This window comes from Shewanella kaireitica (assembly GCF_023284045.1).
Taxonomy (GTDB): Bacteria; Pseudomonadota; Gammaproteobacteria; order Enterobacterales; family Shewanellaceae; genus Shewanella; species Shewanella kaireitica.
Genome location: NZ_JAKIKQ010000010.1, coordinates 31,407 through 56,964 on the forward strand (window position 1 = coordinate 31,407; position 25,558 = coordinate 56,964).

The 25,558-nt window shown below is 41.4% G+C and carries 18 protein-coding genes; 11 read left to right on the forward strand and 7 right to left on the reverse strand.

The genetic code is table 11. The annotated features are described in order from the left end of the window. Positions 1 to 114 precede the first annotated feature (114 nt). Positions 115 to 2,673 carry a hypothetical protein gene (locus L2730_RS13195; RefSeq protein WP_248975018.1) on the forward strand — a complete coding sequence of 853 codons (2,559 nt, stop codon included), beginning with the start codon at positions 115 to 117 and terminating at the stop codon, positions 2,671 to 2,673. Positions 2,674 to 2,778: 105 nt separating this feature from the next. On the opposite strand, the gene L2730_RS13200 is transcribed toward L2730_RS13195, so the two are convergent. Further along, positions 2,779 to 4,569, reverse strand: a complete 1,791-nt coding sequence (locus L2730_RS13200; protein ID WP_248975019.1) for an acyl-CoA dehydrogenase C-terminal domain-containing protein — start codon at positions 4,567 to 4,569, stop codon at positions 2,779 to 2,781. Between the two features lie 206 nt (positions 4,570 to 4,775). Between L2730_RS13200 and L2730_RS13205 the strand changes: the two genes are divergently transcribed. From L2730_RS13205 to L2730_RS13220, 4 genes are all read left to right on the forward strand, one after another. Further along, positions 4,776 to 5,621: a D-hexose-6-phosphate mutarotase gene (locus L2730_RS13205; RefSeq protein WP_248975020.1), complete on the forward strand. Its 846-nt coding sequence runs from the start codon at positions 4,776 to 4,778 to the stop codon at positions 5,619 to 5,621. 856 nt (positions 5,622 to 6,477) lie between these two features. Then, a complete protein-coding gene (locus L2730_RS22055) occupies positions 6,478 to 9,621 on the forward strand; it encodes an intermembrane phospholipid transport YdbH family protein (protein ID WP_248975021.1) in 3,144 nt (1,047 codons plus the stop codon). Positions 9,622 to 9,739: 118 nt separating this feature from the next. Continuing rightward, positions 9,740 to 9,904, forward strand: a complete 165-nt coding sequence (locus L2730_RS13215; protein ID WP_248975109.1) for a YnbE family lipoprotein — start codon at positions 9,740 to 9,742, stop codon at positions 9,902 to 9,904. A 24-nt stretch (positions 9,905 to 9,928) separates the two neighbouring features. Beyond that, positions 9,929 to 10,249, forward strand: a complete 321-nt coding sequence (locus L2730_RS13220) for a YdbL family probable chaperone protein (protein WP_248975022.1) — start codon at positions 9,929 to 9,931, stop codon at positions 10,247 to 10,249. 78 nt (positions 10,250 to 10,327) lie between these two features. On the opposite strand, the gene L2730_RS13225 is transcribed toward L2730_RS13220, so the two are convergent. The 5 genes from L2730_RS13225 to L2730_RS13245 form a co-directional block, all read right to left on the reverse strand. Continuing rightward, positions 10,328 to 11,494 (reverse strand): AI-2E family transporter, encoded by a 1,167-nt coding sequence (locus L2730_RS13225; RefSeq protein ID WP_248975023.1) that lies wholly within the window; start codon positions 11,492 to 11,494, stop codon positions 10,328 to 10,330. Position 11,495: 1 nt separating this feature from the next. Then, on the reverse strand, positions 11,496 to 12,173 hold the full coding sequence (locus L2730_RS13230; protein ID WP_248975024.1) for a potassium channel family protein: 678 nt from the start codon (positions 12,171 to 12,173) through the stop codon (positions 11,496 to 11,498). A gap of 308 nt (positions 12,174 to 12,481) precedes the next feature. Beyond that, complete coding sequence (locus L2730_RS13235) at positions 12,482 to 14,017, reverse strand: winged helix-turn-helix domain-containing protein (protein WP_248975025.1); 1,536 nt, start codon at positions 14,015 to 14,017, stop codon at positions 12,482 to 12,484. Between the two features lie 143 nt (positions 14,018 to 14,160). Further along, positions 14,161 to 14,505 (reverse strand): hypothetical protein, encoded by a 345-nt coding sequence (locus L2730_RS13240; RefSeq protein WP_248975026.1) that lies wholly within the window; start codon positions 14,503 to 14,505, stop codon positions 14,161 to 14,163. A gap of 72 nt (positions 14,506 to 14,577) precedes the next feature. Beyond that, positions 14,578 to 15,042 (reverse strand): hypothetical protein, encoded by a 465-nt coding sequence (locus tag L2730_RS13245; protein ID WP_248975027.1) that lies wholly within the window; start codon positions 15,040 to 15,042, stop codon positions 14,578 to 14,580. A 352-nt stretch (positions 15,043 to 15,394) separates the two neighbouring features. Here L2730_RS13245 and L2730_RS13250 point away from each other — a divergent pair, with 352 nt between their 5' ends. The 5 genes from L2730_RS13250 to L2730_RS13270 all read left to right on the forward strand — a co-directional run bounded on the left by L2730_RS13250 (position 15,395) and on the right by L2730_RS13270 (position 22,189). After that, on the forward strand, positions 15,395 to 16,558 hold the full coding sequence (locus tag L2730_RS13250) for an efflux RND transporter periplasmic adaptor subunit (protein WP_248975028.1): 1,164 nt from the start codon (positions 15,395 to 15,397) through the stop codon (positions 16,556 to 16,558). Positions 16,559 to 16,562: 4 nt separating this feature from the next. After that, a complete protein-coding gene (locus L2730_RS13255; RefSeq protein WP_248975029.1) occupies positions 16,563 to 19,634 on the forward strand; it encodes an efflux RND transporter permease subunit in 3,072 nt (1,023 codons plus the stop codon). Between the two features lie 231 nt (positions 19,635 to 19,865). Further along, the gene (locus L2730_RS13260) at positions 19,866 to 20,789 is read left to right on the forward strand and encodes a hypothetical protein (RefSeq protein ID WP_248975030.1); all 924 of its coding nucleotides are present in this window, start codon (positions 19,866 to 19,868) and stop codon (positions 20,787 to 20,789) included. After that, positions 20,786 to 21,691 carry a DMT family transporter gene (locus tag L2730_RS13265; protein WP_248975031.1) on the forward strand — a complete coding sequence of 302 codons (906 nt, stop codon included), beginning with the start codon at positions 20,786 to 20,788 and terminating at the stop codon, positions 21,689 to 21,691. The genes L2730_RS13260 and L2730_RS13265 overlap by 4 nt, the downstream gene beginning before the upstream one ends. A gap of 72 nt (positions 21,692 to 21,763) precedes the next feature. Then, positions 21,764 to 22,189: a hypothetical protein gene (locus L2730_RS13270; protein ID WP_220739528.1), complete on the forward strand. Its 426-nt coding sequence runs from the start codon at positions 21,764 to 21,766 to the stop codon at positions 22,187 to 22,189. Here L2730_RS13270 and yoaA read toward each other — a convergent pair. Then, positions 22,182 to 24,107: a DNA repair helicase YoaA gene (gene yoaA / locus L2730_RS13275; protein ID WP_248975032.1), complete on the reverse strand. Its 1,926-nt coding sequence runs from the start codon at positions 24,105 to 24,107 to the stop codon at positions 22,182 to 22,184. The two genes, L2730_RS13270 and yoaA, sit on opposite strands and share 8 nt — an antisense overlap. A gap of 549 nt (positions 24,108 to 24,656) precedes the next feature. On the opposite strand from yoaA, the gene hisG reads away from it, so the two are divergent. Next, the gene (gene hisG / locus L2730_RS13280; RefSeq protein ID WP_248975033.1) at positions 24,657 to 25,556 is read left to right on the forward strand and encodes an ATP phosphoribosyltransferase; all 900 of its coding nucleotides are present in this window, start codon (positions 24,657 to 24,659) and stop codon (positions 25,554 to 25,556) included. Positions 25,557 to 25,558: the final 2 nt, after the last annotated feature.

The following is a 25,558-nucleotide window of genomic DNA, read 5'->3' on the forward strand; positions in this document are numbered from 1 at the left end:
AGCATGCTTAGACTAGTTCTAATTAGCTTACGAACAAGAACAATCAACAAGCTCTTATTTTAAACATGCTATTGAGTCGTTGCCATACATTCTAATATTATGGAACTGAATTGTATGAAAAAGAAATTAATATACGTATTAACCTCCGCTATTATTTTAAGCGCTTGTGCACAAAGTACCCCACCGCAGTCAACACCTGGTTCAGATAAACCGGCATCAAGCTATTCTCTTAATATTGTACAAGCGATACCAGTGCCAACGGCAATGAAGGCTGAGGTGATCCATAATGCTAGAACGTCAACTGTTGTCGATATTGATGTGGCTTTTGTTGGTAAGCAAATACCCTTTACATTTAGTGAAGGAAAAGTTGCCAATACAGATGGATTTGACTGGTATGTGAGTAAACACTTTGCATTAAAAACCGACTACCCAGCAGAGCGTGCAAAGTTCTTCTTAGAGTTACTCGAGTTATCCTACCCCTATTATGTCGAATTCTTTGGCCTAGAACCGGCGAATATTAAAAACCAGCGTATAGCCTCCACCTATGCAACCAGTGTTGGTGAATTGCGTTTAGCCATGTTCGATGATGGCTTTAATCGGGGCGTGCATCACTATGCTGGCGGCGAAGCTATGTACTACAACCAAGTCGGTTATAGTTTCCCAACCGAAAGACCTCAGCACCGCCGCTATATTGCTATCCATGAAACCATGCACTCATATCAAATGGCTGTTGGTAATTACCCGTGGACACCATCATGGCATGGCGAAGGCTTAGGTGATTCGTTAGCTAACCATGTGTTTGATAGTGAAAAGAAACAACTAGCCGTATTCGGCCATGATGTGCCTATTTTCGATGTAGTAAGCCAAGGCATCGATGTTTATTCAAAAGAAAGTCCAACATTAGTCGATATTCATAATCGAGCGAAATTTGACCGTGGCCTTAACGTACTGTTTGTACAATTCATGTATAACAATCCAGAATACTCGCAGTACATGAAAATCTATCACCAAGAGATTGTTAATCGTCAAACGGCGAGTAGAGAAGAGTCTTTAGCTCTACTGCAAGAAATTGTTCCAGATTGGAATGGGCTTGAGCATAACTTTAAACTATGGGCTGAGAACATTGTTCAAACTCATGAGGTAGCCACCCGCGGTCAATGGGAAATGGACGGCAATATGTTCTACAAGCGCAAATCCAGCTATGAATATGGACCGCAGCGCCTGGGCTTTAACATGACGCCAGCCCAAGCGCCTAGTTTCACTCCCTTCCAAATTGATTTTCCACAAGCTGCTGCAAGTACATTAACCCTACCCGCAAAGCGTGGTGTTGCTGAGCCAACGCTTGCCTTTGTTATTGACTTCGACAAGACGCAGATAGACCAAGGCAGTATAGGGATGGCACTAGGTGCGCAATCAACCGCTGAAAACACCAAAGCTAAATTAACAAGCTTTTCTGGATGGAAAGGTGCTAATACCGATACAGACCCGCAATTACGAGTCGAAATAGCAACTGGCAACACCTTGGTAATTAATGGTCAATCACTTGGAGCAGATATTAAAGAGATAGCCTTGCCTGCAGACATAGTAAAAAGCATAAATAGCCAAGATAAGCCGCAGCTTGGCGTTTCAATTCAAATTCAGAAAGAGCAAATTGTCTATACCTTAAAAGCTCAAGGTGCAAATACTTTTATTGCAGAACAGCCAATCTCAGACGCAATTTACACAACGTTAATTAATAATCCATTTGGTTTAATCTCAACGGACAACCAACATGGCATTACCCCTTTTATCGATGATGGTCGCGATTTAAACCCCGACAAAGTTGACTACACAGTATCGGCACCAACAAATGCTTGGGCGTTTAAAGGTGATTCTCTGTCGCTTAGATTTGCTAGAGCGATATGGAAAGCAGGTGATAAAGCCCCTAAATCATGGAGAGATGGATTTAACGCACTCAATAGCGCGGCACTAAATCGTCAATCTGCCGATAAAGAGCTCGGGGCAATGGTAAAGCAGTTGCCAGTACTTGCTAAAGCAGGCGCTGGGTTAAATGATGCACTTGCTGAACTTTCAGGCTTAGAGCTAAAGGTTGACTGGATTGGACAAAGTCTAACATCACTCGAAGAGGTGGTTATTTTAACCAACCGTAGCACAGACACGATAGCGTTAAGCCTAACAGTCACAGGCGGTGATAAGTCCTCAGCAGCACAAACTATCACCATAGAACCTGGCCAGCGACTGGAAATCCCCGTAGAGACAAGTTTGCTTAATCAAGCTAGCACAATCACAGCCAATATCAGCTACTTATGGAATGAGCAACAGATCAGTCAATCTGTTACTCAAAAATCCAAACAGTATCGTGGTTTTGAATTACCGCAGATCGCTGCCCAATATGCCGAGGGTGAACTCACCATATCAGGCCAATTAAATGGTCCATTCGCAGGTGCTACGTCAGGACACGTAATTTTTGACCTGTTTCATGGCAATGAGAGTGAACGTCATGTCGAGGCTTTTACAATGCAGCCATATGAAGAAAAACCCTTGAGCAAGAGTTTCGCTATCGATGCTAAGTTAATAAAGCATGATGCGTGGTTTGAAGTCACAGTGATAGCCGATGTTGACGGTGAGCCTATTACGTTACGAAAGCGTTTACCTTTCGTCGCTAAAAAATAAAGCATTAATCCAAAATATCTGCACATCAGTTAGTATTGGAGCTTAGATAACAAAGCCTATTACCCCAATGTAATAGGCTTTTTTTATACTGATTGGTATTAACGATTAAAAATCAGCGCTGTCAAAATCACAAATAATCTGACTGGCCGAGTCTATTTGTTTAACTAAGCCACGTGCTTGTGGTGTCCAGTAGGCGATATAAAACCCCGCTGTTTTTAATTTGTTTTGATAAAAATTGACATCTTCTGCGCCAGAATCGATAGCTACTAACGCTTTGTTAGCCACTCTTGCCCACATCCAAGTTAAAGCAGTAATACCCAAAAGCTGCATATAAGCAAATGAAGCAGCACCAATAGTATCAGGCTTTTGAGCAGCTTCAGTCGCTATCAAACCCGTTGCCTTTTCAAGATCATTTGCCGCACCGATTAAAGCGGAAACAAAAGGTTTCATCGCTTCATTGGCATGATTCATTTGGATAAAGGTTTTGACTTCCTCAGACCACAGCTTTAACGCAGCACCTTTGTCAGCCATTACTTTCCGGCCAACTAAATCCAATGCCTGCACACCATTAGTGCCTTCATAAATCATCGAAATTCGGATGTCTCTAACAAATTGCTCCATGCCCCACTCATGAATATAACCGTGCCCACCAAATACTTGCTGTGCATCAACACAGGCCTTAAAACCTTGGTCAGTTACGAACCCTTTTACAATTGGCGTAAATAACGCTGCAAGTTGAGCCGCCCTCTTCTGTTGCAGTGGGTCGTTATGCCGCTCTGCTTCATCAAGCCAAAGCGCTTGCTGTCCCATTAGCGCTCTAGCACCTTCATTAAAAGATTTTTGTGACAACAACATACGGCGAACGTCGCCATGGACCAAAATAGGATCGGCAGCTAACTCGGCATTTTTAGCACCACTTAACGCTCGACCTTGAATACGGTCCTTAGCGTAAGCCAAAGCATTTTGATAAGCGATATCAGACACACCTAGCCCTTGAATTCCCACTCCCAATCTCGCTTGGTTCATCATGGTAAACATTGCCCGAAGACCTTGATGCGGTGCACCAACAAGCTCACCAATCGCGCCATCAAAATTCATTACGCAAGTCGAGTTACCGTGGATCCCCATTTTATGTTCTAAACTTGCAGCACAAAGGCTGTTGAGTTCACCTAAACTTCCATCTTCATTCACCATCACTTTAGGCACAGCAAACAGAGAGATCCCTTTTACACCTTTTGGAGCATCAGGTAGCCTTGCTAATACTAAATGTATGATGTTGTCAGTTAAGTCATGGTCTCCCGATGAGATAAATATCTTTTCGCCAGTAATAGCAAACGTGTCCTGACCGGCAGGAATGGCTTTGGTACGCAACAGCGCAAGATCGGTGCCCGCATGAGATTCGGTAAGGTTCATGGTTCCGGTCCACTCCCCACTCACCAACTTTTCTAGGTACTTTTGTTTCAATTTATCGCTACCATGCACATGAATAGCAGCGTAAGCACCATGAGTCAGACCTGGATACATAGCAAAAGCCATGTTTGTCGCCGTTTTCATCTCGGTGGCAAAGATCCCAACAACTTCTGGCAATCCTTGACCGCCAAATTCAGGATCACAAGTTAATGTCGCCCAGCCGTTATCAACATACTGTTGATAGGCATCAATAAATCCTTTAGGCGTAATCACTTTCCCATCAATTAACTTACACCCTTCAACATCGCCAGAGCCATTCAATGGCAGCATAATATCAGTGGTAAAGTCCGCAACTCCTTGCAATACCGCATCGATAAGTTCAGGGTCGAACTCATTAAATCCAGCTAAATTATCTTGGTTATAAATATCGAGCAGTTCATTAAGTACAAACTGATAATCACGTAACGGAGCTTGATAAATTGGCATGCGTCATCCCTTTAATTGTTTTATTTGTGGTCAGTGCTCTGACCACCTTAACCAAATTTGGGCAAAAACTCAGCATTATTTTGGCTTTGTTTATCCTTCAGAACAGCGTTACCGCAAAATCATTCTAAATAGCCCTTATTTAACCCTCCAAAACGGGGTAAGCTAAATCTAACTATCGCGTTTACACTCAGAGAGGACATCTCCCAATGGGTTCGGTCACCACTAAAAAGCACACCAATGGTCTTGAATATGTTGAAATAAACACAGCTCAATGTAAGGCTAGAATTTTTCTACAGGGTGCGCAAATTGACTACTTTGAACCAGTAGGAAAAGAACCTCTGTTATGGGTTTCAAGTGCCGATGATTATCAAGTTGGAAGTGGTATTCGCGGCGGAGTACCAGTATGTTGGCCATGGTTTGGTATGAGCCCTAATCCAGGGTTTCCTCAGCACGGATTTGCTCGAACCAGTATATGGACACTCGACTCAGTAAAAATGCTAGATGATGCTGTCGAAGTAAAGTTTACCCTACCTATTTCTGACTCTGATAGGCAATACTGGCCCCACGATACCAGTGTTGAGTTGCTATTTCGCCTTAGCGAAACCTTGTCAGTGAGTCTAACAAATACTAACCATGGTGATTACGAAGTCAGCTTGACCCAAGCGCTGCATAGCTATTTCCCTGTTGAAGATATCCATCAATTAACGGCAACTGGATTTTCAGGTTCAAAGTACATCGAATTTGGCAAAGGTCCTTTTAATCAACCTCAAGATGACGTTGATTTTAACCGTGAAACAGACAGAGTTTATACCAACCTTAGTCCTGTACAACTACTTCATACCACTAAAGGGATTATAGAGGTCAGCCGCGAGAATAGTCATAGCGCGGTATTATGGAACCCTTGGATAGATAAATCACAACGATTATCGCGTTTTAATGATGATGATTACTTGTCTATGGTCTGCCTTGAAGCTGCGAATGTGCTTGAAGACCAAGTGACACTTGCGCCAAGAGGAAGCCATACATTAACAACGCATATTCGCTGGAAGTAATAAATACGAGTAGCGACATCGAAAGCAATTAGGCTCATCGATGTCGATATCATTAGGGGCGATTGATAATTATTGGCTGAAGACTTCCCTTCTCTGCCATCACAACCATCTGTCCACCCGCACCGAAAAAGCGATACCAGCCGTACCAAAGTATATACATCCGAGATGTAATATCGCGGCTATCGCATTTAATATACCAGCTATCATTAGCGTATCTATCACCCTTAAATTGTGTCAGTCCACCTACAATTAGCTAAAACGCAAGATCTATTATACCAATTGCATTAAAAGTTTGACCATTCAGCGGGAATTCAAAACGCTGTAGGCAAGTATTGGGGCTTGAGCTAATAGTTATTCTCGGCTCTGGCATCCTGCTTCGCTCTACCTTCTAAATCCATTTAGTCGTATATCCAAATCCCATAGCGAAGCATACAGCGTTTTGCCAATTTGTTTAACCTCAGCCGCACTACGTGAGCCCCTCAGTCTTTCCACTTCTGCTTTGCATTGGCTTAAAAGGGAATAACCATTTCTTTACCAATGCGCTTTGAATTGAAAAGGCTGAGGGGCTCTGAACTGGTCAAATACTTAATGCAATTGGTATTACGTCTGCTAGCACAAGCCCAAGACTCTATATCGCTACCTTTGAAGACGCTAAATTCAGGTTATCTATCAAGCCATAACGCAGCTAACAAGTCAGAATAGTTCTAAAGACAACGGCTGTCATTTCAATAAATAGCCGCTTAAGTCATTGATAAACTGTTCAGAGCTTTAGATAAGGTGCTAGAATCTGCCCTATAAACCAAAGACACATACCATTTAACAATTCAAATTAAATCAACGTAAGAGAGTGCTATAAGTGCAGGCCGCTACAAAAAAATTTAGCTATAAAGCTCGACGCTTGTTACTGATTTTCTTTGGTATGATGTTGTGCGTACTTATCATCTCGGCGCTTTACATTAGCTTCAATTACCAACGGTTAACGCTTTCGTTGGCAAATCATTTTTTGCAACCCTATCAAATAGAGCTTAAACAACTCAGTGTTAAACCACTTTCCTTGACTCATTTGCTGGTGCCACAAGTATCATTAACTGTTAATGACAGCGACGTTAAAATAACTGAACTAGAGATAACCCTTTTACCAGAAGCAAAGCTATTAGATTTGGGTATTGATGATCTGCAATCCTTGTCGGCCAAAAATGTTGACGTGCAACTAAGCCCTAATATATTGCGCCAATCAACGGCTAATAGTGATACGTCAAACCCGACAATAGCACTCGATTTTGCAGCATTACCTGAGATTGAAATAGATCAAACCCGGTTCACACTAAAAGGAATTGCAGCCGAAAGGCTAACCATGTCATTGGCGAATCTAACACTTGATAAAAGTGGCCGTTTTAACAGCCAAATTGCTCATAACAATGCTTCAGTATTTAGTTTAGATGCGCAACTTTCGTCAAACCTCTGGCAAGCTAAAACCCAAATAAATTTTGACGAATTACAAGCTTTAACGGCAAATATCTACACAGCAGAGTCTCAGCTGTTCCCAATAAATAGCGATATAGTGACTGAAAATGACAAACACACCAGCAGTTTGCTAGGTCCTTTATATCAACTTCAAGAGATGTTGCACTCACAGCAGATTAACCTCAGTGGACGTTTAGATTCAACCATGAGTCTGGCCTTAAAATCAGGACAATTACAATCTACACATCAGTTGAACCAATTTAGTGTTGAGCTAAAAAGCCTTGCAGATCTCACTTTAGCACCTTCTACTTTGCCAATTAGAGCATCTCTGGTAAATAACCAACCAAAACCGCTCAACTTACAAGCAACAAATAGTGATTCAACTCAATCGTTGGTTTTTGCTTTAAACGGACACATTGCGGATCTGCAGCTAACCGTTCAACCTTTTGAGTTAGTTGCCGCGCCTTCTAAGCAGCAACTAACAGATATATTGCACCGTCTTAATGATGCGCCTTTCGAAAAGGCATTGAGCAATCTTTATAATGTAATGTCGATTGAAGATAAGCAAGCAAACGTCATCGCGCCACAGCTGCGCATCGCGGTTAACACGCCAATAAACTATAAACTGCAAGACAAATCTATATCGACCAAACTCATGTCGATTAATTTATTGCAGAGCAAACTTGCTGTAAATGTGGATATATCAGAGTTCAGTTACTCTGTTAGCCCTCAAAATATCCAACAAAAAAATGATTTTAAAGTCGCCTTTAATTGGCAAGTGCAGGCAAACCACCAGCAAAATATTCTGCTTAATTCCCTATGGCCAACATTAACGACACTGCCCTATGACATCGCTATAGATAATGCCGCAATTGAACTTCAGGGGATATTTACCGCTGCAGTTACCGATGGAAAACCAAGCTACAGTGTCAATATTGCTCCTCAAGCATTGCAATTGACTCAGGGAGTCACTCTGTCTAACAATGCTTACAACATAAATGCTGTAATGCCTCGAGTTAACGCCAGCATAAAGAAAACTGAACTAGAACTAGTGACTGCAGCCGAGTACCATTTAGAACAGGGAAAAACGACACTAATCATTCCTGAAATTCGCTACAAGCTTGAGGATGGTCTTCTGACCCAGCAATATAGTGATTCGCAGAAAACTCATTATCAATTAGAAGTAGCCTCAGCCCTCGTGGCGCTACAAAATCCTACGACATTGACAATGTCGTCTTCTAAATCACCAACCTTTACCACCCAATTATTGCATCAAACACTGTCAAATGGGCTCAATTGGTCACTAGTTCAAGTCGAACTAGATAAGTCTACAGTAGTGCTCTCAGGTAAAAAGAAACGCAAGATAGATAAAAAACTGTTGCACTTAGAGCAAGTAAATTTGACGCAAGCTATACAGCTTAAATCGGCAGAACTCTACACTCAGGAGGATTGGTGGATTAATGATATAAACCTTTCCAGCCAGCATTCTTATTCACCTCGACATAGTCAGTTTAATCGCTTTAACCTCAAAGGAGATTGGCAATTTAACAGTGAATTTGAACCTATTATCGCTTTTTTAAGTCAGACGGAGTCACTCCCAGAATCGATTATTCTTAATGGCAATACTGCTCTTGATGTGCAATATCAGCTTAAACGCGATAACGATACGCAATTCTTACTAACATTTGAGCCAAATGTTACCAATATAGAAGGTAGCTTTGCCAACTTACCCTTTGAAGGCGGCGCTATAAATACTCAGTGTCACTATCAATGGCAGCAGACACGGAATAAAAATAGCAGTAGTAACTTTAAGTGCGACAATATAGAACTGGTTTTGCAGGCGTTTAATCCAGGTGTGTTAATCACTGACATTGCAGCAGAAGCCACATTATCATTTAGTACTGACTCAAGTTTATCATCGCCTCATATAACCACTGATGAAGCCAATAATTTAGCCTTACCAGCTGAAATTTTCGGCGTTAAACAAGCCTCTGTGAGGCTGACTGCCAAAGGCGATCTACTTGACGGGCAATTATTGATCCCACAGTTTAAATTAAGTTTGAAAAAGCCCTCTTCTGCGTACTTCGTCCTGCAGCACATTAACTTGGAAAAGCTACTGGAAATCCAACCACAAGTAGGTATCTACGCGGATGGGATCTTTGATGGCGTTTTACCCATTACGATTGAAAATGGGAAAGCAGAGGTTAAAGGCGGGCAATTAGCAGCGAGATCGCCAGGAGGGGTGATTGCCGTCTCAGGTAACCCTGCTGTAGATCAAATGCGCTTGAGCCAGCCTTACTTGGAATTCGCCTTTTCGGCGTTGGAGCATTTAGAATATTCACAACTTTCAAGTAGTTTTGATATGGACACTCTCGGTGATGCCATACTTAAGGTCAATGTAAAAGGTCGAAGCAAAGGCATCGAACGTCCAATTCATCTAAACTATTCTCAAGAGGAGAACATGCTGCAACTTCTAAGAAGCCTACAAATTGGTGACAACTTACAAAACCAAATTGAAAACTCTATACAACAGTAATAAATTGATTGGCGAAATAGCTAAACCTGTTTACTCTAGGCTTCTATATACACTGCCATTATCACAAAGTAAGGATAAGTCATTGAAGATATTTAATATCCCGAAAAAAACTCTGAGCATGCTCATTGCACTATATGCCCTAATGGGTTGTAGCCCTACGGTCAAAATAGAGCCACCGGATAAGCCTATCGTGATAAACCTCAATGTAAAAATTGAGCATGAAATCAAGATTAAAGTAGACAAAGAACTCGACGAACTTCTCGCCGATGATGAGTTATTTTAACCCAAGGATAAGAAGGAGCGATTAATGAAATCAAAAATACTAGTTCTGTTTGCTGGGCTGCTACTTAGCTTCAATGCCTTGGCTATTTCTCTACAAGATGCTAAAGCACAAGGGTTAGTCGGAGAGCAAACTAATGGATATCTTGGTCTGGTTAAATCCTCAGCAGAGGCAAAGACGCTGGTCAGTTCGGTTAACGCTAAGCGTAAATCTCACTATCAGAAAATAGCCAAGAAAAACAATATTTCACTGAATGATGTCGCCAAATTAGCTGCAGAGAAAGCGATTAAGGGCACCAAAAAAGGCCAATACATTCAAACAGCCAGTGGTAAGTGGGTCAAGAAGTAACGTTATGACTTCGGTTATCATATAACCGTCATTAAAAAGCCCGTTACATACGGGCTTTTTAATGCATTTTTTGGGTGACTACTCGTCAGCACCGCTGTGAGCTGGCGCACTCACTAAGGGTTTCGTTTCGCCCTTAGCTTCATAGCTACCAATGCTTATGGCTTCTTTATCTCGACCGTCTTCGCTTTTAAGCCAAGTAATAAACAGCTCATACCAAATAGCGAGAACCACAGCACCTAGAAATAAGCCGATTATCCCTGCGGTGATCATACCGCCGATAGCACCAATCAAAATAACAGGCATAGGCACATCAACACCGCGTCCCATTAACATTGGCTTTAAGAAGCTGTCAGAGACCCCGGCAATTAATACCCAAACGGTAAATATTGTCGCTGGCGTAGAGTCATGCGTTGAGAAAACATAAAATATCAATGGTAAGACGACCAATAACGGTGGCAGTTGCGCAATGCCCAAAATGAACACAATAAAGGTAAATAAACCGGCAGCAGGAATACTAAAGGTAAATAGTGCAGAACCTATTAATATAGCTTGGATAAACGCTACACCGACAACACCTAGTAATACACTTCGAATTGTCGCTGCTGTTAACGTTGCCCACTCTTCACCATGCTTGCCAACGACTTTAACAGCCACAGTGCCCACTGCGGCAGCAGATTTCTCAGCATGTGCCATAAAGCCACCAGCTATTGCTAACGAAACGATGAACATCACTAATGTACCTACACCGCTGCCTAAAACCCCAGCCATTGTGCCTACCGCTGATTTAATTTGTGGTAAAAAGTGCATGACTGCTTTTTCAAGATTGGTTGAAAAAAGTGCCCAGGCATCAAACAGCTTATCGCCGACCAAAGGGATATCTGCAATCTTTTGCGTTGGCCCCGGGATTCTAATCTCACCTGATTGCAAAACCGCAATAGTGTGGCTAACGCCCTCAAATATTGAGCTAGATACTAATATAAACGGCGTAATGAGCAGAATAATACTGCCCAATGCCAAAATAGTCGCCGCGAGTCCCCGCCGTCCTTTCAACGTCCGCTCGAGTTTTTGAGTCAAGGGCATCAGTGCCACCGCAATAATCGCTCCCCATAAAACGGGAATAACGAAAGGCTTAATAATGTCATAAGTCCAAACGATTAAAATAAACAACAAACCAATACGAATGGCTGACTCCATCATATTGGTTATAAAAAGCTTGCTTTGACTGTGCTGCATTGGATTTTCCATATTAACGGTCCTGTTCTGAGACTTTTTGAGCCAGTCCAGCGCTCACCAAACTTGCAACCACAATTGCCATATAAAACACACCTGCAATTGCTTCTAAATATACAACAACCTGCGCAAAAGGCGTATTAGGGCTAATATCGCCATAGCCCAAAGTCGTTAGTGTTACAAAACTAAAATAAGCCATCTGTGAAAAGTTTTGGCCCCAAGCCCCTTGGTCTATTCCGCCAAATGCGCTTGGAGAAAAAGCTAAGATCAACAAATAGACTAAAGCCCACTGTAATCCAAGTAATAGAAATAGCGCTATCGAACCCACCACCTTGTTACTATCGACTGAGCCAGAAAACAAAATTTGCCTGCAAATAGAGCTAAATGTGCCCCAAAAAAAAGCAAACATTAGCAGTAACATCATTAAGTTGAGGTGGGGAATGAACACTAATTTTTTAAGTACAACCAAAGCAATCCAAATGACGATCAATATCTGCATAAAGCGCTTCCAGCTCTTATCAACCCCTAAACTCACCACACAGACTAAAAAGGTCACCGCAATGATCCCCTCAAGGATAGACTCCACCATCCCCGCTGCCACACTTTTAATTAGCGAAGCGCTCAGCAGCATGATCACCAGCGCAGCGGTCATATAGTAAAAATTGTTATCTTTACTTATCTTTCGTTCAATCAATCGATACGGTCCTTAAATGCATTGGTTCTAGGTATTCGCTTACCTTTAAACATCGCACAAATTTCTTATAGGTCAATGTTTAATCTGACATAAATGCGGAGTTAAATTTAACGCACCTACAGCTAGCCACGGAAATAATTAACAGAATACTTTTACAAGCCTCAACTTTGTGAAAACAGCACAAAGACAATTTTGTCAAAGCTCTCAAGGCAATGAGGCTAATTCTAAGTCATTGTGTTCAATAAAAATAAAGGCCTAAGGTGAAAACCTTAGGCCTTTATTTTTTCTAACTTTAAACAAGTTCGTCATTAATTTTTATCTTCTACAACAGACTCCAGCTGGCTTTGCAGCTTGAGTCTCATTTTGCTCAAATCACTATAAAACAACAGACTTTCTGCAATATCCAACACTCTGGGTGTACCTGATTCATGCAAGGCTTGATAGTAGAACTCCTCAGCCGATGCTGGGTTACCAAAGGACTCTGCCAATTTAGCCCTCAAAATAAACGTCATAATTGTATTGTGTGTATGAGGGATTTGATTCAGGTATTGCACCGCTTCGATGGGCAGATCTTTAGATAATGCATATAGAGCCATCGCTTCGTAGACTTTAAAAGATTCGGGTGAATCCGTAAGCAACGGTAAAACCTTCTCAAAATCACTGTTAAGCGCATTAATACTATCAATTGATAAGTTTGACTTTCCTAAATACGCTATTGCCATGTTGTAGGTATAATTCATAGATAACAGGTAATGGCTTGTAGGGTCCATTTCTAACGCTTTCGCCAATAAATCAATCGCATCAAACTGCTTATCATAACTATGTAAAGTACCAATCACCTCAAGTGACAAGGCTAATGCCTTTGGATCAGATGGCATTTCGCGTAAAACCAGATCTATTTCAGATTTGGCAATATCAATATTAAAAGCATCGAGCACATCATCTATCATCAACTTTATGCTGTGTTTTAAATGCTCTTCACTGATAGGGTACTTTCTATCTAGATGTTGGTAATTAGATATTTTGTTAAAGTATTCAATATTCACATAATCGATACCGTTTTCCCGAGTGACAATAAAAGACAACTTTTTGGCTGCTATCGAATGATCTTTTGGATTAAAGGAAACTCGATAATTAACATTATATTTAAGATATTCAATAACCTTAAAAATAATTCCATTCTGTAAAGAAGCGTTATCAAGCGAATTATCAATCGATGCCTCAATAAATCTAGGCTCTAAAGCGCCATAAACAACCGTTTCTACTGATGGCTGTTTGGCAATATCTGCACGATTGAAAAACACCACCACAACAACCATAGCAATCAAAGCTCCGACCATCGCCAGTAAGCTAGTAAAGCGTAAACTCTTTGCTGGTTTTACAGCAGTATCGGGGTTTTCATCTTCATTAATTTGCTTGGGGGGAACTTTTTCCTTAGCCGTAACGTTGCTCTTTTGCTCAGTATTGACCTCTAATATCTTAGGCGTAGCGCTTTGGATTGTTGGCGCAGGCTTATCTTCATTGATCACCTCGACGTCAGTATCAAGCTTATAGCCACGCTTAGGAACCGTGATTATATACCCTTGTAAATGTTGATTATTAGTCTTAAGTATTTTTCGAAGCTCGAAAATGGCTTGGGTAATGACTTGATCGGTAAGGATAGAGCCTTTCCATACATGGTCGATGATTTCATCACGACTCAGTGTTGTTCTAGGGTTGTCACAAAGAAAAAGTAGCAGGTTGGACAAACGATTGTCGATTAGGATCTCTTGCTCATCGAGAACAAGCCTATTTTCATGGGGTACAAAAAACCAATTATCTATCCTATAACTTTGCTTTTGCATCTAATGCCCTAACATCCTGTCTCTTTAGGATTATACTAGGCCGTTTTGAGCAAAAATCAACAACCTAACTAAGCCCCAGGAATATTGTTCATTCAAACTTTTCTTAGGGCAAAGCCTGCATGCTCACTATTAAACGTTACCGATTAACCAATACCTTTGATGAAAACCACTTCATTGCCTTTATCAACCACATCAACTTTGCCAGCTTCTATCAGTTTAGTTTCAACCACAATAGACTCTTTTCCCTCAACTTTAGGCTGCCCAGTTGCAGCATCAATGACTATAGCAGCGCCTACAACGGCACTAAAAGCAGCCCAAGGGTTCGCATGATAGCTAGGCGCAACGACTACAGCATGACGATGATTATTAACGACAACGGTATTGTTATTGCCACAGTACCTGCTGCCATTAACCCAGCGACATCCAGCAAAACTTGATGAACTAAAGACAATAAGTAAAACACTGCAAATAAAAATTGATTTTTTCATAATGGTTCCAAAATAAAATAGGTGCAGTATTCAGAAATTTAAGTATGAATACTGCGAATACCTTGATGGCGATTAAAGGCTATACTCAGTGACCTTGGCAATATACTCACTAAAACCATGATAGTATTTATCGCCTTTTAGCAGCGTTGTTGAAAAATATGTAGGATGATTAGTATCTAGATGTTTTTCAACATTATCAGTCAAGTCTTTCAATCCATTAATGCTGTATATGTAATAGGACTTAGTTTCATACAAGCCTAATTCAACAGCCTCTTTATCAGTAATTCTTTTTATAGTTGTATACTCGGACATATACTCAGTCTCTTCAGTAATATCGTCAAAAGAGTCAGATACTGTAGCGACATAAATATTATCGTTTATTTCAACCTGTTCAAGTTGGTTCATCTCTTTATTGAAAATCTTTATATCACCTTTATCATTATCAATACTTGCAGCATTAGCAGACAAAGAAGTTATAGCAACTAATAGTAATGCAGCACTTTTTAATGTAAAAGTGCGTGAGTTGATTTTTCTCATAATGTTTCCTGTTAAAGTAAGTGACTAACCAGTTGTTAGCTTGGCGACAATTCTACGCGGCTAACGTTTTAATACATCAAAGAAGCATAATGAAAAAATAAAAAAAACCAACTTTATATATCAAGCTATTGATATGTAACAGATAAAACCAAGTATACCTCAAGTAAGTTCAAGATATACAAAGCAAGATCCAACTCACAAAAACAGCATAAAACCGAGTCAATATATCTTTTATGAAACCGTTATTTTTTACTGATTTCTTTATTCTTCAATGCCATTAATCTAGCGCCAAGTTATGAGTTCTGACAATGAACAGAATCATTATAAACACCTTTATATAAGCGAGAACATAATGTCTAAGAAAGCTACCCTCATCGCCGCAACATCAATGGTAACTATTGTTGTAGTTGTATTTGGTTTTAACTCATTCAAGCAAAATATGATTAAAACTAAACTTACAGCATATAAGCCAGCTCCAGCAGCGGTAACGTCTACTATTGTTAATAACAGCAACTGGAAAGAAACAATTAGTGCAGTTGGCCATATATCAGCTGATCAACAAGTTAATATTACGCCGCAACTATCAGGACAGGTTCGCAGTATATCATTTAAGTCTGGTGATATTGTGGAACAGGGTAGCATGCTCGTTCAATTAGATGACCGATTACTCCAAGCTAATAAAAAAACTAGCGTGGCTAATTTAAAACTTTCACAAATTGAATATCAACGCCAATTAAAGCTATTGAAAACACACAGCACATCACAAGATTCTGTTGATACGGCTGCAGCAACATTAGCAACCAGTCAAGCTGACGTTGAATATATTAAAACTCAAATTGACTTTATGCAGGTAAAAGCACCTTTTTCAGGAAAAGTGGGCATAAGAAAGGTTAACAAGGGGGACTTTATCCAACCAGGTACCACTGTTGTTGAATTACAGAACCTGAGTGAGCAGTACATTGACTTCTCTATCCCAGAGATACAGTTAGCCAATGTCGCTTTAGCGCAAACAGTGACTTTTACAACTGATACTTACAAAGGACAAAGTTTTATTGCCCACATTACAGCAATTCAACCCTCTGTTGATAGCCAGTCGCATAACCTGGATATTCGCGCCAAGGTGGACCAAAGCTCTACAACAAACAAAGCCTCATTTATTTCAGGTATGTATGTAGAAGCGAAGATTGATACTGCTAACAAGTTAGCCCTTATTCCTGTGCCTAATATTGCGGTTAATTATTCGCTATATGGAGATTCTGTTTACGTTCTAAAAGCAGATTCTAAAGTCGCCAGTAAGGATAACAGCAAGTTATTTCTATATAACGTAGAACGTCGCGCAGTAACGACCGGTGAAGAAAGAGACGGTCTAGTCGGTGTTACGTCAGGACTTAAAGCCGGTGATCAGATAATCACCTCGAATACTCAGAGCTTAAAAGATGGCGCACAGGTATTGGTAAACAACACTCGTCCATTTACCCACACAGCATCAGTTACAACCAACAAAGGTGAGAAATAATCCAATGAATTTTACCGACTTATTTATTAAACGCCCAGTACTTGCAACTGTGCTAAGTCTCATGCTGTTGGTGTTAGGCCTTAAAGCTTTTGGCATGATGCAAGTGCGTCAATACCCAGAGCTAGAAACGGGTGTGATTACCATCACCACACAATACCCTGGTGCCAGTGCATCAAGTGTACAAGGTTATGTAACTCAACCACTGCAGGCGCAAATCGCTCAGACTGCCGGTATCGACTATATGACATCAGACAGTAGCTTAGGTAAGTCACTGATTACTGTCTATCTAAAGTTAGATTACCCGTCAGACAAAGCTCTGACAGAAATTTTGTCACTCGTGCAACAGGTTAAATACCGTTTACCAGCTGGTGTATTAGATCCGAGTATTTTGAAATCAACATCGCAATCGCCGATCTTATACCTGTCATTTTCGAGTGACACCTTAGCAACGGAGCAGATCTCTGATTATATTAGCCGTGTGGTTAAGCCAACGATATCTACAGTTAGCGGTGTGTCTAAAACTGACATTTTAGGCCAGCGTGACTTTGCAATGCGCATATGGTTAAACCCAACTAAAATGGCAGCATTTGGGATCACAGCATCTGATGTGCAAAATGCTATCAAAGGCAACAATGCAGTAAGTGCTGCAGGTAAAGTAAAAGACCAATATATTGAAGTTGATATTAATGCTCACACTGATGCAGCATCCGTTGCCGAGTTTAAAAATATCACCCTTAAAGCAAGCGATGGTCACCTCATCCATATGCAAGATGTCGCGACAGTTGAACTCGGTGCTAATACTTATGACTCTGTGGTTAACTTCAACGAAAAACCCGCTGTACTGACTGCAATAAGCAATACATCAAACTCTAACCCGCTCAACGTGGCTGCTGATGTTTACACGGTTTTGCCAAGTATTATCGATAGCTTACCTGCGGGAATGGAAGCAAATGTTGTTTATGACTCAACCAAATATATTCAAACTTCAATCGATGAAGTGGCTAAGACACTGATAGAAGCTGCACTTATTGTTGTTATTGTTATTTTTGCCTTCTTAGGTTCTATGCGCGCAATGATGATCCCATTAGTGACCATTCCACTGTCTCTAATTGGCTCTATGTTTTTCATGCTTGCAATGGGTTTCAGCATTAACATTTTGACCCTGTTAGCAATGGTGCTTGCTATTTCACTGGTCGTCGATGATGCGATTGTAGTGGTTGAAAACACCTTCCGCCACTTAGAAGATGGAACCGATCCGGTAAAAGCTGCCATTATCAGTGCCCGCGAAATAGCAGGCCCGGTATTTGCGATGACCATTACTTTGGCTGCAGTTTATGCCCCTATTGGTTTTATGGGCGGTCTAACAGGTAAATTATTTACCGAGTTTGCGTTTACCTTAGTAGGTGCCGTACTTATTTCTGGTTTCCTAGCACTGACACTGACACCTATGATGTGTTCAAAAGTACTGTCACAAAAGACGCTTGAAGGTAAGCTCGTTAAGAAAATCGACGGCATTATCGAAATCGTCACTCAGTACTACACCCGTATGCTGAATGTCGTCGTTGATAACAGAAAATTAGTATGGCCTTTCGCTGGCACAATATTAGTTGCGTTGGTATTTATGTTTACTCATACCGCTTCAGAACTTGCGCCACAAGAAGATCAGGGTGTAATGATCATGATGGGTAAGGGTCCAACAACAGCGAATACTGATTATCTTAATCACTTTACTCAGCCATTAACCGAAATTGTAAACTCTTATCCAGAGAAAGATATGGATATGATGGTCAACGGTTATCAGAACGACCAAACTTTCTTTGGCCTTGCGGTACTAAAAGATTGGAGTGAGCGAGACGCTTCAGCTAAAGACATCATGAACCGATTCCAAAAGGATGTTAGTACAGTTCCTGGAGTGCAAGTTTACACTTTCTCACCACCAGACTTACCTGGTACTGCGCAAGGTTTGCCGTTCCAAATGATCTTAAAAACACCGACAGGGAGTTATGAAGACCTATACAAGTACGCCGAGAAAATGAAAGATTACGCCATAAAAAGCGGTAAGTTTCTCTATGTACAGAACGACTTAGACTTTAGCAAACCACAGGTAGAAGTCAGTATTAACCGTGATAAAGCCGCCCTAATGAATGTTGACACACAGCAAATTGGTTTAGTGTTATCACGTTACTTAAGTGAAGGCTTCGTCAACTACTTTGCATTAAATGAGCGCAGCTATCAGGTGATTACTCAAGTGCCACAAGATGACCGTCGTATTGCGAAAGATTTGAAGCAGTACTACGTAAAATCTGCAAATGGACAAATGGTAGCGTTAGCCTCGCTGGTTACCATCACTAAGAGCGTTCAACCATCAGCCGTTGATCAATTTCAGCAGCTTAATAGCGCAATGATTGAAGCTAAAATGATGCCCGGCGTGAGTATTGGTGAAGCTTATACAGTGATGGCCGAGGCAGCTGAGCAGATATTGCCAAAGTCATACAGCACTGATGCATCTGGCCAGTTACGTCAGTTCTTAGAAGAAGGTTCGTCATTAGTAGCGACATTCTTTTTAGCGATTATCATTATTTACTTAGTATTGGCAGCACAGTTCGAAAGCTTTAGAGACCCACTAGTTGTGTTAACCAGTGTGCCATTGTCAATTTTTGGCGCCATGTTACCGCTTTACTTTGGTCTTGATACATTGAATATTTATACCGAAGTAGGCTTGGTTACTTTGATAGGATTGATTAGTAAACACGGTATTCTTATTGTTGAGTTTGCTAACCAACTGCAAGCTGAAAACGGTTACAGTAAACGTGAAGCCGCGGTAAAAGCTGCTGCAGTAAGACTTAGACCAGTACTAATGACAACCGCTGCAATGGTTATTGGTGTAGTACCGTTACTAGTCGCCGTAGGTGCAGGTGCACAAAGCCGTTTCGCTATCGGTTTGGTGATTACAGTCGGTATGTCAATTGGTACTTTGTTTACCTTGTTCGTGTTGCCTACGGTTTATACCTTCTTAGCACAGGACCATAGACAAACCTCAGCGGAATCGGCAAGCACTGCACCTAGCGCGGCATAACGCTTAGTGAAGCCTAGGGTCATTCACCTTCATTTTGCTTAATAAAAAAGCCTAGAGTGCTCCTCTAGGCTTTTTGCTACTGAAAAAAGCAGATGAAATCGTTTGCGATAACCGTTACAGCCAAATCATAAATTGATTTTGACCTGTCAACCCTAAGCGATTATGGTGTTGCTCCAATTAGAATAATAATAAATACAGGACGCCTCAGTTTTACTGAGACCGTAAAATACTATGTCCATTTTTACATCCAAATCCATTTTACTATCAGCCTCACTACTTTTGGTTTCACTGCAGTTGAGCCTTGTTTCATCTGTGCAAGCAGCAGGCTCTTTCTATGCAACTCAAGCGCTACAATCTCAACTGCCCCAAGCATTTGCACTGCAGCCAGAAGCACATGACTTTTTAAAAGCTGCACAAACAAAAACCATTAAAGATGGCGATAAACTGGTTGAGCTTATCCTTGCTGATAAAGATTTAACCACCGCACTTTCAAAGTGGCACACGCTCTCTATCGATGAGCAAATCCCCTTTCTGCGTAAAGTGTTTGCATTAGAATATCGTTCAATGGGCATAAAGCCGCCCAAGCTAATCATTGATAACCACAGTTACCCAAATAAAATGGTCTATTTTGACTTTGATCTAACGTATTTATATCCATTAGCGACCAATGATAGCGTTAATTCAGGTGTTGTTTATCTCAACCCTGACAAATTGGCAGCTCAAGACAAATTTGCCAGCTTAGCCTTTCTTATTCATGAAACAAGACACTCTTATCAATTTCAGCTAAGTCAACAACAGCATAGTAATGTTAAAGATAATCAACTCGCTTCAGGTTACATGGCCGCATTTAGCGCCCAAAAATCACTCACGGGTTTTGGGTTTAGTGACTTTCTGACTCTGCTTAATGAATACGAGGCGTTTCAATACGGCAATTACGTGTTAGGTCGATTAACCCAATGGCAGTTCGATCTTATCAGTATGGGCACCTTTGCCAGTCAGTTTAATAGCGCAGGTAAACTCAAAATCGATCTATTACAGCTCGCTAATCACAACCATCGCGCTGAAACGACGACTGAAACGCTGAGCTTACTCGAGAAATATAACCAAGCAGCAAAGCAACAATACCAACTACGCCAAATAGCTAAAGCGCCATGAATAGCCAGCAACCGCTCGGGTTTATGCTTCTTGCTGTTTTATCAGCAGTGTTAATGGCGACTATTGGCGTGTTCGCTCGCTATACAGCCCTGCCGGCTGAACATATCACCTTCTATCGATTGGTCATTGGCGCTGCATGTATGCTGGTGTTTATGCTAATAAGTGGTAAAGCTAAGCAAGTAAGACATAAACCCAGTAAACGCACAGTCATAAACGGAATAATGCTTGCGGGTTTTATGGTGTTCTACGTACAAGCCATCAGTTATATCAATATGGCTAATGCCGTCATGCTTATCTACCTTGCGCCATTAACCACCGCGGCCTTTGCTCACTTTGTTTATAAAGAAAGACTCAATAGCGCAAACTGCGTCCTGATTATACTCGCGCTAATTGGCTTTGGGCTGATGTTGCCGAGTAGCCTCAACAGCCAAAATCAGCAACAAGCTCTAGGCTACTTCTATGCAACGCTAGCAATGCTTAGCTACAGCGGTTTCATGCTCATCAATCGCAAACCGAGCCTATCAACACCCTACCAAAGCACTTTAGTACAACTTAGCGTTGGCGCGGTTTGTCTACTGCCATTTGTATTACAAGTCCCCATTATGCCGTCTGTAGTCCAATGGGGGTGGTTGGTGGCCATTGGAATATTACCTGGTTTTTTAGCCATACTGTTTGCAGTCAAAGCACTGCGAGCATTACCCGCTATATCATTTGGTACCCTCGCTTACTTTGAACCCGTAGCGGTAGTGATTTTCGCTTGGAGTCTATTTGGTGAATCACTTAATGTCATTCAACTTATTGGCGCATCGATGATTATACTAGCAGGCATCACCCAAGGAATTGTGATGCAAAAGTTACAGCAAAATAAATTAATAAAGTCAGAGCAAAACACTCCTGTATAGAAGTTTTTGGACTAGATTTAAACGAGGGTTTTTAAATTTGTCAGCTGCAACCACTGCAAGAATGGGAGGGATATGCGCCAGATCACCGTCGATTGGTTTAGGCTATTTCGCTACTCATTACTGTTCATCGCCTTTAGTCTGATTGTGACATTCTTTATGCTGATCTACTTTTCAGCTAACCTTGAGGAAGCCTGGCATAAAGGGCTAATGCTTACATTTAAAGAGTTAGAAATATCTTTGGAGTTAAGCTTAACACTGTTCATCTATATCAGTTTTCCAGTGCTTCTATTTCGGTTCATGTATTATTTTTCGAAAATGCTCTATCGTGGCAGGCAGGAAGGGGTAGCAATTATTACTTATAAAACCCTATTTAATCCGTTTAACTTTCTGTTATTTCCCAGCTTACTTAACCCTCAAGGACTGCTATATCGACGACGCTGTATTTTGGCACTGCTACTTCTGGTGCTCATCTACTTGGTGATAATCTTAATCACTTAACCTGCTGCAGAAATTTAACCGCATTATTCAATTCTCGTGTTCTTGCCATTGGTGGCAACGAATTTAAAAATGCTTGGCCGTAGGGACGGTTAACTATTCTATTGTCACATAAGATAAGTACCCCTTTGTCTTTCTCATCGCGAATTAAGCGCCCTACTCCCTGATTGAGTGAGATAACCGCCTGTGGCAGTGAGATCTCAGTAAATGGATCTTTTCCCTCTCTGGCGATACTCTCGCTACGTGCGCGATAAAGATTATCCTCAGGTGAAACAAACGGCAGCTTATCTATGATTACGCAGCTAAGCAGCTTTCCTCGCACGTCTACCCCCTCCCAAAATGCCCCAGTCCCTAGCAGTACTGCATTGCCCAATTGGCGGTATTTTTTCAGTAAGCTTTGCTTGTTAGCTTGACCTTGGACTAACAACGGATATGAAACTCGACGCTGCAGAGCAACTGCGACTTGGTTCAACATTCGATGGCTAGTGAATAGAATAAAAGTTCGTCCCTGAGCCGCTTCAACCGCTTGCACACAAACATCAACAAACTGCGGTAATATCGCACTGTGATTACTGACGCTAGCCAAATGGCGTGGCACACAAAACAGGGCATTGTTGGCATAGTCAAAAGGGCTTTGTAGCAATAGCTGTTTGCAGTTACCTATTCCCAGCTGTTTAGTGAACAGACTCAGATCTTGATTTATCTGCAGCGTAGCCGAAGTGAAAATCCACGCTACTTTTTCGTCAAATAGCTTTTTACACTCTTTAGCGACATCAATTGGCGCAATCCTTAACATCAAGTAACGATGTCCATAGTCAATACTATAGGCAGCTTGATTGTTCTCACACAGAAAAAACAGTTCAAGTTTAGCCGTTTGAGTGTCTAACTTTTCGAGTGCATCATCTAAATTATCGCTGCGACCTACATGCCCCTGTAATACGCTTTTCAGCGTGGTTAACTCTTTTAGCAAAGACCAAGATAGTGCTGATAGCGCTTTGTTACTCAACATTCTTCGCCAATCAGTATCACCCGTGTCGAAAAGTGCTTGCTGCCAATCGTTGAGCAAGGTTAAGCACCGGGCGCTTAGCAGTTCTATCTGCTTGGCGTCGCGAAGTTCTGTGCGATATATATCAGCAAATTGTTGCAGTAAATCCGCAATCACTCTGGTTGAGCATTGCTGACCAAAGTAGGTCACAGCAATATCTGGCAGCAGATGAGCCTCATCAAAAATGACCACATCCGGATCGGGCAACAACTCCGCAAAGCCTGTCTCTTTAATGATTTTATCAGCCAGAAATAAGTGGTGATTCACCACGATAATCTGAGCGTCCATGGCTCGATTACGCGCTTTTCTAGTAAAACAAATATCGTAGTGTTCACAGCGTTGGCCTATGCAGGTTTCCTTAGCACTACTTATTAAAGGCAGCGCCTGCGAGCTTTCTGATACCGCAGTTAGACCACCAAGATCGCCATCGGTTGTTTGACCCGCCCACTGATTAATCCTCAATAGATCGTCAAGAATTTGCGTGTCCATTGAACTGGCGCCCGACAGCTCTTTTTCCATTAAATGTTGACAGAGGTAGTTATTGCGACCTTTCAATAAAGCCACTTTAGGTGACAATCCTAGCATTAACAGTAATGCGGGTAGGTCTTTGTAGAACAGCTGCTCTTGCAGGTTCTTACTGCCGGTACTGACAATAATTTGCTTATGACTAAGTAGCGCAGGAATAAGATAAGCAAAGGTTTTACCCACGCCAGTGCCCGCCTCAACTACAAGGTTTTGACTAGTGGATATCGAGTGACTAACCGCTTCTGCCATTTGCTGCTGTACTAAACGCAGACTAAAGCCTTTAATTGCTTTAGCCAATGCACCATCAGCTGAAAATGCGTCTAAAACCTGCTGTGTTAATCTCTCGTTCAAAAGCAACCGTTCTTAGCGGACATATTGGCCAACATCTTCGTCATTAAAAGGGATACCGCTTGAGTGTAACGTATGCTGCTTTAGGCTTATAGCGCTTCATACTCGAATAACACCAAAAAAAGCCGCAACCTGCTAGCCGCCAATTGTTCTATTTTAGAAACAATGTGCATACTCGTCTTGCCTAAAGTGAATGAGTGACATTTAGATGAACATTACTCATCTGCCGAAATTAATGGTTGCAATCAGTTATAAAACTGATTAATTTAAATGCATCGGCAACGTAGCGTTATCTCAGTTGCAGATATTATGGCCATCAGGCCCAACTGAATATTTAGAGCAGAGAAACAAGAATATGATACAGCTTCTGAACACTATCCATCATCACCACCATATGCGGTAGCCTTCGGAAGCTCACTGCCGAAGGACTCATTCCTTCTGGCGGTTGATTCAAAATATCAAAAACCCCTGGAAGGAATTCCAGGGGTTTTTTGGTTTTAATTTAACAAATTGTTTTATATACATTTTTGAATCAACTTAAAGGAAGTATCCATGTCAGAGTCAAACAGATTAAGAATTGCTATCCAAAAATCAGGTCGTCTATCAAAAGAGTCTCTGAAATTACTTAAGAGCTGTGGCGTAAAGTTCAATATTAATGAGCAACGCCTTATTGCCCACTCTGACAACATGCCAATCGATCTGCTTCGTGTCCGTGATGATGATATTCCAGGTCTCGTGATGGATGGTGTAGTCGACTTAGGTTTTATTGGCGAGAACGTTTTGGAAGAGGAACAGATTGAACGTCAATCACTAAACAAGCCATCTGAGTGCATCAAACTGCGAGAGCTTGATTTCGGCGCTTGTCGTTTATCACTTGCTGTACCAAACGAATTTAATTACCAAGATGCCAGCTCGCTAGAAGGACTGCGCATTGCAACCTCATACCCAAACATTCTACGTCGTTATATGCAGCAAAAAGGCATTAGCTACAATGACTGTATGTTAAAAGGCTCTGTAGAAGTGGCTCCAAGAGCTGGGCTGTCTGATGCCATTTGCGATTTAGTATCTACCGGCGCCACTCTGGAAGCTAACGGCCTGTATGAAACAGAAGTTATATACCAATCTACCGCTTGCCTTATCCAATCAACCAAGAGCCAACCAGATGACAAACAAGCGCTTATTAACAAAATCCTGTCTCGCATCAACGGCGTAGTACGTGCAAAAGAGAGCAAATACATTTTGCTACACGCACCAACTGAAACGCTAGAGCAAATTGTTGCGTTACTTCCTGGCGCTGAAAACCCAACGGTATTACCACTCAATGATGATACCAACCGCGTTGCAATCCACGCCGTCAGCACCGAAGACCTGTTCTGGGACACTATGGAACAGCTCACCCAGCTAGGTGCAAGTTCAATTCTTGTCATGCCTATTGAAAAAATGATGGGGTAAGT

Bases quoted from the DNA above. Each gene is read 5' to 3' on its own strand.
- L2730_RS13245 (WP_248975027.1), bottom strand. From the start codon at position 15,042: ATGAGAAAAATCAACTCACGCACTTTTACATTAAAAAGTGCTGCATTA.
- L2730_RS13260 (WP_248975030.1), top strand. From the start codon at position 19,866: ATGTCCATTTTTACATCCAAATCCATTTTACTATCAGCCTCACTACTT.
- L2730_RS13265 (WP_248975031.1), top strand. From the start codon at position 20,786: ATGAATAGCCAGCAACCGCTCGGGTTTATGCTTCTTGCTGTTTTATCA.
- L2730_RS13250 (WP_248975028.1), top strand. From the start codon at position 15,395: ATGTCTAAGAAAGCTACCCTCATCGCCGCAACATCAATGGTAACTATT.
- L2730_RS13225 (WP_248975023.1), bottom strand. From the start codon at position 11,494: ATGGAAAATCCAATGCAGCACAGTCAAAGCAAGCTTTTTATAACCAAT.
- L2730_RS13235 (WP_248975025.1), bottom strand. From the start codon at position 14,017: ATGCAAAAGCAAAGTTATAGGATAGATAATTGGTTTTTTGTACCCCAT.
- L2730_RS13255 (WP_248975029.1), top strand. From the start codon at position 16,563: ATGAATTTTACCGACTTATTTATTAAACGCCCAGTACTTGCAACTGTG.
- L2730_RS13240 (WP_248975026.1), bottom strand. From the start codon at position 14,505: ATGAAAAAATCAATTTTTATTTGCAGTGTTTTACTTATTGTCTTTAGT.
- hisG (WP_248975033.1), top strand. From the start codon at position 24,657: ATGTCAGAGTCAAACAGATTAAGAATTGCTATCCAAAAATCAGGTCGT.
- L2730_RS13205 (WP_248975020.1), top strand. From the start codon at position 4,776: ATGGGTTCGGTCACCACTAAAAAGCACACCAATGGTCTTGAATATGTT.
- L2730_RS13220 (WP_248975022.1), top strand. From the start codon at position 9,929: ATGAAATCAAAAATACTAGTTCTGTTTGCTGGGCTGCTACTTAGCTTC.
- L2730_RS13200 (WP_248975019.1), bottom strand. From the start codon at position 4,569: ATGCCAATTTATCAAGCTCCGTTACGTGATTATCAGTTTGTACTTAAT.
- L2730_RS13195 (WP_248975018.1), top strand. From the start codon at position 115: ATGAAAAAGAAATTAATATACGTATTAACCTCCGCTATTATTTTAAGC.
- L2730_RS13215 (WP_248975109.1), top strand. From the start codon at position 9,740: ATGCTCATTGCACTATATGCCCTAATGGGTTGTAGCCCTACGGTCAAA.
- L2730_RS13270 (WP_220739528.1), top strand. From the start codon at position 21,764: ATGCGCCAGATCACCGTCGATTGGTTTAGGCTATTTCGCTACTCATTA.